Here is a 10236-nt window from a genome sequence, read left to right as displayed (position 1 = left end):
CGTGGTGCTGCAAAAGACGCCGTTCAGCTTTGACGTATCGGTGTGGGAATTCTTCTGGCCGCTCAGCTGCGGCGCGCGGCTGGTGATGGCCAGGGCGCAGGGACACAAGGACCCGGCGTATCTGAGCGAGACCATCGCACGGGAAGGCGTCACGACGCTGCACTTCGTGCCGTCGATGCTGCAGGTATTCCTGGAACACGCGCAGTTGAGCGCTTGCGGCAGCGTGACGCGGGTGGTGTGCAGCGGCGAGGCCTTGCCGGCGGCGCTGGCGCAGCGCCTGCATGGCGGCCTGCCGGGTGCGCAGCTCTACAATTTGTACGGCCCCACCGAGGCGGCGGTCGATGTCACGGCCTGGACCAGCGTGGCGGGCGATACGCGCACCACGGTGCCGATCGGGCGGCCGATCGCCAACACCCGCATCTACCTGCTTGATCAGGCGATGCGTCCGGTTCCGCTGGGCGTGGCCGGCGAGCTGTATATCGGCGGCGTGCAAGTGGGGCGCGGTTATCTGCATCGGCCGGAACTGACGGCCGAACGCTTCGTGCCCGATCCGTTTGCCGGCGTGGCCGGCGCCCGCATGTACAAGACGGGCGACCTGGCGCGCTTCCTGGGCGATGGCAATATCGAATACCTGGGCCGCAACGACTTCCAGGTCAAGATCCGCGGCTTCCGCATCGAACTGGGCGAAATCGAGGCGGCGCTGGCCGCCTGCGCCGGGGTGCGCGAGGCGGTGGTGCTGGCGCGCGAAGACCAGCCGGGCGACCAGCGCCTGGTGGCCTATGTGGCGGCCCAGGACGGCGTGGAGCTCGACATCGTCGCGCTGCGCGCGCAGCTGGGCCGGACGCTGTCGGAGTTCATGGTACCAAGCGCCTTCGTGGTGCTGGATGACTTGCCGCTGACGCCGAACGGTAAGCTCGACCGCAACGCCCTGCCCGCGCCGGACCAGGATGCGGTGTCTGCGTCCGCCTATGCGGCGCCGCGCGGCGCCACCGAGCAGGCGCTGGCTCGCCTGTGGCAAGAGCTGCTGGGGCTGCCGCAGGTGGGCCGCCATGACCACTTCTTCGAGCTGGGCGGCCACTCGCTGCTGGCGGTGCAACTGACGGCGCGGCTGCGCAACCAGCTCGGGGTCGAGCTCAGCCTGCGGGCGCTGTTTGCCCAGCCCACCCTGGCCGCGTTGGCCGAGCTGGTCGACCAGGCGCGTGGCGCCGGCATTGCGGCCGACACCCCTGCCATCGTCGCGGCCGACCGCGACGGCGCGCTGCCGCTGTCCTGGGCCCAGCAACGCCTGTGGTTCCTCGACCAGCTCGATCCGGCCGCAGGCGCCGCCTACCGCATGCCGGCCACGCTGCGTCTTAGCGGCGCGCTGGACCGCGCTGCGCTGCAAGCCTGCCTGGACCGCATCGTCGCCCGCCACGAGGGCTTGCGCACCAGCTTTTCCGGCGGCGCCGACGGGCCGCGCCAGCACATCGCCGCGGCCGATTGCGGTTTCGTGCTGGACACGCACGACCTGCGCCAGCTTGACGGCCAGGCCCAAGACGACGCCGTGGCCCGCCTCGGCGCACTAGAGGCGGCGCGGCCGTTCGACCTAGCGGCCGGGCCGCTGGTGCGCGGACAACTGCTGCGCCTGGCCGACGACGAGCACCTGCTGCTGCTGACCCAGCACCACATCGTCACCGACGCCTGGTCGATCGGCATCCTGGTGAGCGAAGTCAACGCCTTGTACACCGCCTTCAGCCTGGGCCGACCCGACCCGCTACCGCCGCTGGCGCTGCAATACGCCGACTACGCGGCCTGGCAGCGACAATGGCTGCAGGGCGCCGCCCTGCGCCGACAGGCCGACTTCTGGCGCGATTACCTGGACGGCGCGCCGGCGCTACTGGCGCTGCCGCTGGACCGGCCACGCCCGGCGCTGCAGCAATATGCGGGCGCCAGCGTCGCGCTGACCATTCCCGCCGGGCTGGCCGCAGGCCTGCGCCAGCTGTCGCAGCGGCACGGTGCAACCCTGTTCATGACCCTGCTCACGGGCTGGGGCATGCTGATGGCGCGCCTGAGCGGGCAGGACGATATCGTGATCGGCACCCCGGTGGCCAACCGCCAGCGCCCCGAGCTCGAAGGCTTGATCGGCTTGTTCCTCAACACCCTGGCATTGCGCGTGCGTCTGCACGGCAACCCGAGCGTGACCGCACTGCTGACGCGGGTCCGGGACAGCAGCCTGGGGGCCTACAGCCATCAGGACTTGCCCTTCGACCAGGTAGTCGAAGCCGTGCAGCCGCCGCGCAGCCTGGCCCACGGGCCGCTGTTCCAGGTCATGCTCAACCTGATGAACACTCCGGGCGACGGCGCCCTGGCCCTGCCCGGCCTATCGCTGCGCCAGGAAAGCCGTCCGCCCGACACCACCCACGACGACCTGTCGCTGTCGCTGATCGACAGCGGCGGCGCCATCTCTGGCAGCCTGAACTACGCCAGCGCGCTGTTCGACCATGGCACGGTCGAGCGCATCGGCCGCCGCTTCGTGCGGCTGCTGGAGGCGATGGTGGCCGACGCGCGGCAGCCGGCCGGCGACATCGCGCTGCTCGACCCGGACGAGCGGCAACTGCTGCTGGCCGGCTTCAACGCCACCGCCTGCGCATGGGACGGGCCGGGCATGCTGATACACCAAATGTTCGAGACGCAGGCGGCCGCGCGGCCGGACGCCGTCGCGCTACTGCACGATGGCGTCGCCGTCCGCTATAGCGAGCTGAACGTTCGCGCCAACCGGCTGGCGCATCGCCTGCTGACGCTCGGTGTGCGCGCCGACGACCGGGTCGCACTGTGCGCAGAACGCAGCCCGGAGCTGGTGATCGGCCTGCTGGCCATCCTCAAGTCCGGCGCGGCCTACGTGCCGCTCGACCCGGCCTACCCGGCCGCGCGCCTGGCCCACATGCTGCAGGATTGCGCGCCGGTGGCGTTGCTGGCGCAGGACGGGTTGCAGGCGGTGCTGGCGACCATCGCGGTATCGGCCACGCTGCCGGTGCTGGCGTTGTCGGCAGCCGCCGACGCCGGGGCGCCGCACGCCGACCTCAATCCCGCGCCCGACACGCAAGCCGCGCACCTGGCTTACGTGATCTACACCTCAGGCTCCACCGGCCTGCCCAAGGGCGTGGCGGTGGAACACGGCAACGTGCTCAACCTGGTCCGCCATCACATCGACAGCTGCGCCCTGCGGGCGGATGACCGCGTGCTGCAGTTCGCCTCCTTCAGCTTCGACAGCTCGATCGAAGAACTGTTCCCGGTACTGGCGGTGGGCGCCACCGTCGTGCTGCGACCGGCCGACATGGTCGCGCCGTCGCCGGCCTACATCGCCTTCCTCGACGACCACGGCATCACCGTGGCCGACCTGCCGACCGCGTTCTGGCACCAATGGATGCTGGAGTGCCAGGCCGGCCTGGCGCCGCCGTCGGCAGCGCTGCGGCTGGTGATCATCGGCGGCGAGAAAGCTGAGCGCCGCCACCTGGACAGCTGGCAGGGCTGCGCCCGCCTGCGCCAGTGCGAGCTGCTCAACACCTACGGTCCCACAGAGACCACCGTGTACGCCACCGCCCGCCGCTTCGGACGGTCCTCGCCGGCGCCGGCCGAGGGCGTGCCGATCGGGCGGCCAATCGCCAACACCCAGGCCTACCTGCTCGACGCGCGCGGCCATCCGGTGCCGCTGGGCGTGGTGGGCGAACTGTGTCTCGGCGGCGCTGGCGTGGCGCGCGGCTACCTCAACCAGCCCGCCTTGAGCGCCGAACGCTTTATCGACGATCCCTTCAGCGGCCGCCCCGGTGCGCGCCTGTACCGCACCGGCGACCTGGCGCGCTGGCTGCCCGATGGAGATCTCGACTATCAGGGACGCAACGACTTCCAGGTCAAGCTGCGCGGCTTCCGCATCGAACTGGGCGAGATCGAGGCGCGCCTGGCCGCCTGCGACGGCGTGCGGGAGGCGCTGGTGGTGCTACGCGAGGAACGGCTGGTGGCGTACCTGCTCAGCGCCGGCGAGGCCGCGCCCGACGCGGCCGCCCTGCGCCGCCAGCTGGCCGCCACACTGGCCGAGCACATGCTGCCGTCGGCCTTCGTGACGCTGCCGGCATTCCCGCTCACGCCCAACGGCAAGCTGGACCGCAAGGCGCTGCCGGCGCCCGGCCGGGAAACCTACGCCACGCTCGACTACGAAGAACCACGCGGGACAACCGAAGTGGCGCTGGCCGCAGTGTGGGCCGAGGTCCTCAAGCTGGGGCGCGTGGGCCGGCACGACGACTTCTTCGCCCTGGGCGGCCATTCAATGCTGGCGGCTAAGCTGATGTCGTTGATCGAAATGCGCCTGCTGCGCAAAGTACCGCTGCAGCGTATTTTCAGCTGCCCCACGGTCCACCTGATGGCCGAAGCAATCGATCAGCATCAAACCATGCCGGGCGCCGCGACGCCTTTGGAGCACGCGTTGTTGCGCGCGGTGCCGGTGGTGGACAGTGCCGCGCCGGCCGCCGGCGCGCACGTGCTGCTCACCGGCGCCAACGGCTTTGTCGGTGCGTTCCTGCTGCGCGAACTGCTGGCATCGCGCCCCGAGGCGACCATCTATTGCCTGGTGCGCGCCGCCACGCCGCTGGCCGCGTCCCGGCGCCTGCAACAGGCGCTGGAATCCTACGGCTTGTGGCAGCCGCGCTACGCCGACCGCATCGTCGCGCTGCCGGGCGACTTGGCAGCGCCGAATCTGGGCCTCGATAGCGCCACTCAGCGCCTGCTCGAACGGCGCGTCGGCCTGATAGTCCACAACGGCGCTGCGGTCAATCACGCGCAGCCCTACCGCGCGCTGCGCGCGGCAAATGTCGAGGCCACCTTATTCCTGCTGCAACTGGCGGCCCGGGCAGGAGGCGCGCGCTTTGCCTTCATTTCCACCACGGCGACGTTTTCCCCGGCACCCGGGCGCAATGCGGTGGACGAGCGAACCTGCAACCTCGACGAGCGTCATGTCGAGCATACGGGCTATGCGGCCAGCAAGTGGCAGGCGGAAGTGTTGGTAGAGCGGGCAAGGAAGCAAGGTCTAGCCGCCAGCATCTTCCGCCTCGGCCGGGTGGTCGCCGACAGCGTGCACGGCAAGGGCCGCGACGACGATATGGTGGCGCGCTATCTGCGCACTTGCCTGGCACTGGGCATCTACATCGATACCCCTTACCACGAGACCGTCATTCCGGTCGATGCGGTGGCGGCAGCGGTGTGCCGCCTGTGTACGCCGGCCAGCGCGAGCGGCAACTACCACCTGCTCGGTCAGCAGGCCTTCGACTGGAACCAGCTGATGGACTGGGCGCGGCAGGAGCGCGCGTCGCTACGGCCCGTACCGCTCAGTGCCTGGTACGCAGAGGCCCTGCGGGCGTCGGCGGAAAACAGCAGCCTGCCGTTCGCACCGTATCTGCATCTGTTTAACCCGGCGGGAGGCGGCGCGGTCGCCGCGGAAGTGCAGGTAGACCAGCAAGCGACCCTGCGGGTGCTTGCCGAACTGGACTACGCGGTGCCCGCCATGACGGCGCCAGTGCTGTTGAAGTATCTGGACGGAATCGCTGGCGAAAGCGCGTAATTAAAGCAGGGTTCCGGCCGCACGCCACTAGCTGGCATGCGGCCGGCGGCCGGCAGCGCTAAGCGGTACGGAAGGCCAGCGCCGGCGCGATGCCCGTGGCCTTGAGCGTGTGGCGCAGCGTGGCGCAGAAGGCCACCACGGCGACCAGGGCCAGCGCCAGGGCCAGCGCCAGTCCGGCCAGCGGCGCGCGCTCGACAAAACTCGACAGATAATGCTCGGTGGCGAACCAGGCCAACGGCAGGCCGATGGCGGCACCGACGCCCACCAAGACGCTGAACTCCTTGCCGATCAACAGGCCGATCGCGCGCGCATCGGCGCCATACAATTTGCGCAGCACGATTTCGCGTTCGCGCCGCTGCACGCTGTAGGCGGCCAGAACATAGATGCCGAAGGCGGCGATGCCGATGGCGATCGCGCTGGCCAGGCCCAGCAGCTTGGCCAGGCGCAGGTCCTCCGCGTAATTGAGCGCGAAATAGCTGCCGGCGCGGCGCACTTCCAGCACGTCGTTGGGGAAGTACTGGCGCTGCAGGTCGCCGACCGCGCTTTCCAGCGCGGTCAGGTCGCCGTGGCTGCGTGCGGTAAGCGTGTTGATCGTCAGCGCCGGGAAATACACGATCGGCTGCGGCACATCATGCAAGCCCTCGTGGCGGATGTCCGGCGCCACGCCGATCACGCGTGCGGCCACCGCTTCGGGCCCGTCGCCCATCGTGATGACCTGGCCCACCGCCGCTTCCGGCGTGGCGAAACGCAGCGCGCGCACTGCGGCGCCGTTCAGGACCACTGCGTCGCGCCGGTCTTCCTGGTCGCGCTGGTTGTCGAACAGCCGCCCAGCACGCGCCGCCACGCCGTAGACGCTGAAGAAGTTCGGGCTGACCGGGCGCGTGACCACGCTGGCCTTGATGCCGTCGCTGCGGGCCAGGCCGACATTGGCGCCGATGAAGCCGCGCCCGACCGGATCGGCCGAAACCGCCACGCCATCGACACCAGGTAGATGCGACAGGGCTTCGCGCAGACCACGGCTGGCGGGGTTCTGCAAGTCGGCCGGTAAGCCGACCACTAGCAGCGGATGCGTATCGAAGCCGGGATCGGCCGCCATCGCGTAACGGGTCTGGTAGGCGATGGTCAGCGTCACGCCGGACAGGCCGATCGCGGTGGAAAACTGCAAGACGGTCAGCGCGCGGCGCAGCCACAACCCGGCGCCGGTCTCGCTGCCGCCACGACCTGCCAGCGTGCGCGGCGGACGCACGCGCCATGCCACCCAGGCCGGATAGCTGCCCGCCAGCGCGCCAACCGCCGCGCCCAGCGCCAGCGCCAACAGCACCGCGCCGGCCGTGAACATATGATCAAGGTGGCGGTCCATCAATTCCGAGAACAGCGGCAGCAGCAGCGCCGCCAGGGCCAGTCCCAGCAAGGTGGCCAGCATCGACACCAGCAACGATTCGGCCAGGAACTGGCCGGTCAGGCGGCCGACGCCGGCGCCGAGCACCTTGCGTACCGCGATTTCACGCTGGCGCCGCAGCGTACGCACGGTGGCCAAGTTGACGTAATTGATCACCGCCAGCAGCAGGATCAGCACGGCCACGCCGGCCAGCGCGATCACCACCCTCAGGTCGCCGTGCTGGCTGCTCATCGGCGAATTGGCAGTGTCGTTGTCGAAGTACATATCCGACAGCGCGCCCAGGCGCAGGTCCATGACCTTCTTGCTGCCCAGCTCGGCGATGACTTCGGGGCCCAGCTCCTTGATCAGCGGCGAATGGTCGGCCGCTTCCTGCAGCACGCCAGCCAGCACCTCGGGCGCCACGCCAGGCTTGAGCTTGACGTACATCTTGGCGCCGATATTGCCCCAGGACTGGAACAGGAATTTGCGCTCCTCGTCGGCCCAGGCGGCGCTGTCGATGCCGACCAGGCCGTCATAGGTGACGGTGCTGTTGCTCGGCACGTCGGCCAGCAAGGCCCCCAGCGTGTACGACTTGCCGGCGATCTGCAGCGTGCGCCCCACTCCGGCGCCGTCACCGAACAGGCGATTGGCGGTGCTGCGGGTGAGTGCGATCGTGTCCGGCCGGCTTAACGCTTGCGCCAGGTCACCCGCGATCGGATGGAGGTTGAACATCTGGGGGAAGCTGGCGTGCACCGCCGACAGGCTCAGCGGCTGGACCACGGCACCCACCTTGGCCGACACGTCCAGCGCCATCAGGGCGCTGCCGCTCTCGACCATGCCACTGCGCTGCGCCACCGCGAGAAACGGCAACGGCGTCGACTCGTACCACGCCGGCTTGCCGATGATGTTGAGTTTGTGCTTGATCAGGTAGATACGCGACGCGTCCGGCACGAAGGCGTCGTAACTGCAAGCATAGCGCACGAAACCGAGCAATAGGAAACAGACGGCGAAACCGACCGACAGGCCGAGCACCACCACGCTCGAATACGCCGGCTCCTTCACCAGCAGACGCAAGCCAATACGAAAATCACGAAAATTCATGGGTATCCTTTACGCACGGCGGACCGTGCGGGCAATCGGGGAATCAGGCAATTGGAAAAGGCGCGGCACGCCGGCAAATTCAGGCGGCGGCCTGGATGGCGTCGTGGACTAGCTGGCCGTCGAGCAGGCGCAGCACGCGCGTAGCCTGCAGCGCGTGCTCCGGTGAGTGCGTGACCATGATGACGGTGGTGCCTTCGGCGTTGATCTGGCGCAGCAGCTGCATGACCTCGTCGCCGTGCGCGGTGTCCAGGTTACCGGTCGGTTCATCGGCCAGCAATACTGCCGGAGCGGCCACCAGCGCGCGGGCGATCGCCACGCGCTGCTGCTGGCCGCCGGATAGCTGGGAGGGACGGTGGCCGGCACGATGGGCGATGCCCAGCTTGTCGAGCATGGCAGCGACGCGTTCGCGCCGTTCCCTGGCCGGCGTGCCGGTATATTCCAGTGCCAGTTCGACGTTCTCGAACACGGACAACTCCTCGATCAGGTTAAAACTCTGGAAAATGAAGCCGATGCGTCCACGCCGCAGCTGGTTCAGCCGGGACTCGCTCCAGCCGGCCACATTCTGCCCCTCGAACCAGTACTCGCCGCTGTCCGGCACGTCGAGCAAGCCCATCAAACTAAGCAAGGTGGATTTGCCGCAACCCGACGGCCCGGTGATGGCGACGTATTCCCCTTTAAGGATTTCAAGGTCGATCTGGCGAAGCGCCGTGGTTTGCACTTCGCCAGCCTGATGGATCTTGTTGACGCCTACAATTTTGATCATGGGTTTTCCTGAGAAAAGTTGAATATGGGGGCGTTACTGCGAAAGCTGCAAGCGCTCGGCCTTGCCGAACGACGCGTAGCTGGAAACGATGACTTTCTCTCCGGCGGCCAGGCCGGAGAGAATTTCAAGCTGGCCATTGCTGCGGCGGCCGGTTTTGATCACCCGCCGCTCGACGCTACGGCCATCGCGGCCGACCACGAACACCCAGCTTCCGCCGCTGTCGTTGACGAAGGCGCCGTTGGGCAGCAAAGTCGCCTTGCCGGGCTCGCCCAAGGTGATTTGTGCGTCCAGGCTCTGGCCGGGCGACATCCCCTCGGGCTGGCCTCGCGTGAAGACCATCTCGACGGTGAAGCGCCCGTCCTTGATTTGCGGATAGATGGCGCTGATATCGACGGGATAATTCTTGCCAGCCTGGCTGATGCCACCGTGACGGCCGATCGCCACCCGGTTCAGGTAAAACTCGTCGAGCTGCGCGCTGAGCTTGAATAAGGTCGGATGATCGATGCGGCCGATATGCTGGTCGGTCTTGACGGTCTCGCCCACCTGCAGGCGAAAGCCGGTCAGGCGGCCGGCAACCGGGGCGCGCACCGCGAGCGCTTCGACCGTGGCGTTGACCAATGCCAGCCCGCGATTGAGGCCGCGGATCGCGCCGTCCAGCTGCGCCAGCGCTGTGCTGCGCACCTTGAACTCCGCGTCATTGCTGGCTTTTTCCTGCTCCAGCAAGTGGCTCTGCTGCGCTAGGCTGTCGTCGGACTCTTCCAGCTGCGCTGCGGAAATAAAGCCCTGGCTGGCGAGTTTGACATCGCGCGCGTGTTGCTTCTGGCGCTGCGTCAGGGTGAATTGCAGATCAGCTATGCGGCGCTGATGGTCGATACGGCTGGCTTCGTCGCCGACGCGCAAGATGGACAGATTCGATATCTGCTGCGCGATTTCAGTCTGGCGGGCGAGCAAGTCCAGGTTACGCTGGGGATTAGACAAGCGGAACAGCAACTGGTCCTTGGTGACCAGTGCGCCATCGGTGGCGAGCACCTCTTCGACCCGGCCCATCTCGACCGAATCAAGCAACACCGAACTCAGCGGTTCGGCCTTGGCCCGTACGGTAACGTCGTCAATGAACAAGCCTTTTTCAACGGTCGCGATGCGGACCTCGCTAGCCGGCACTTGCAGTCCGTGCGGCAACCAACTCCAGGCCAGGTATCCACCAGCCATGAGCACAAGTACCGCGACGGCAATGAGGACAACTGGCTTGTTGCGGCGCCGGGGCATAATAGTGTCCATGGCCGCACCGGTGGCGGCGCGATTAGTCGAAGCGGTCATTTAGAAATCCAAAGGACAAGTGCAACCACACTTGTGACATTCTTAAAAAAACACGGCAAATTGGCCGGATTAGTATAGTCGTTTTCTTTT

The 10236-nt window shown here is 67.8% G+C and carries 4 protein-coding genes; 1 reads left to right on the top strand and 3 read right to left on the bottom strand.

Annotation, left to right across the window (positions count from 1 at the left end; genetic code table 11):
• Positions 1–5587: non-ribosomal peptide synthetase (locus tag RUGAMON1_RS16085; protein WP_445231436.1), on the top strand; the 5587-nt coding region annotated here is incomplete at its 5' end.
• Positions 5588–5645: 58 nt separating this feature from the next.
• On the opposite strand, the gene RUGAMON1_RS16080 is transcribed toward RUGAMON1_RS16085, so the two are convergent.
• The 3 genes from RUGAMON1_RS16080 to RUGAMON1_RS16070 all read right to left on the bottom strand — a co-directional run bounded on the left by RUGAMON1_RS16080 (position 5646) and on the right by RUGAMON1_RS16070 (position 10146).
• Positions 5646–8066, bottom strand: coding sequence for an ABC transporter permease (locus tag RUGAMON1_RS16080; protein ID WP_445231435.1), 2421 nt, complete (start codon positions 8064–8066; stop codon positions 5646–5648).
• A 79-nt stretch (positions 8067–8145) separates the two neighbouring features.
• Complete coding sequence (locus tag RUGAMON1_RS16075) at positions 8146–8829, bottom strand: ABC transporter ATP-binding protein (protein WP_445231434.1); 684 nt, start codon at positions 8827–8829, stop codon at positions 8146–8148.
• Between the two features lie 33 nt (positions 8830–8862).
• A complete protein-coding gene (locus tag RUGAMON1_RS16070; protein ID WP_445231433.1) occupies positions 8863–10146 on the bottom strand; it encodes an efflux RND transporter periplasmic adaptor subunit in 1284 nt (427 codons plus the stop codon).
• Between the last annotated feature and the right edge of the window lie 90 nt (positions 10147–10236).

The organism is Duganella rhizosphaerae, assembly GCF_040364205.1.
Taxonomy (GTDB): Bacteria; Pseudomonadota; Gammaproteobacteria; order Burkholderiales; family Burkholderiaceae_D; genus Rugamonas; species Rugamonas rhizosphaerae.
Note: the sequence above shows the minus strand (reverse complement) of the source record. Positions and strands in the feature narration are given on the sequence as shown.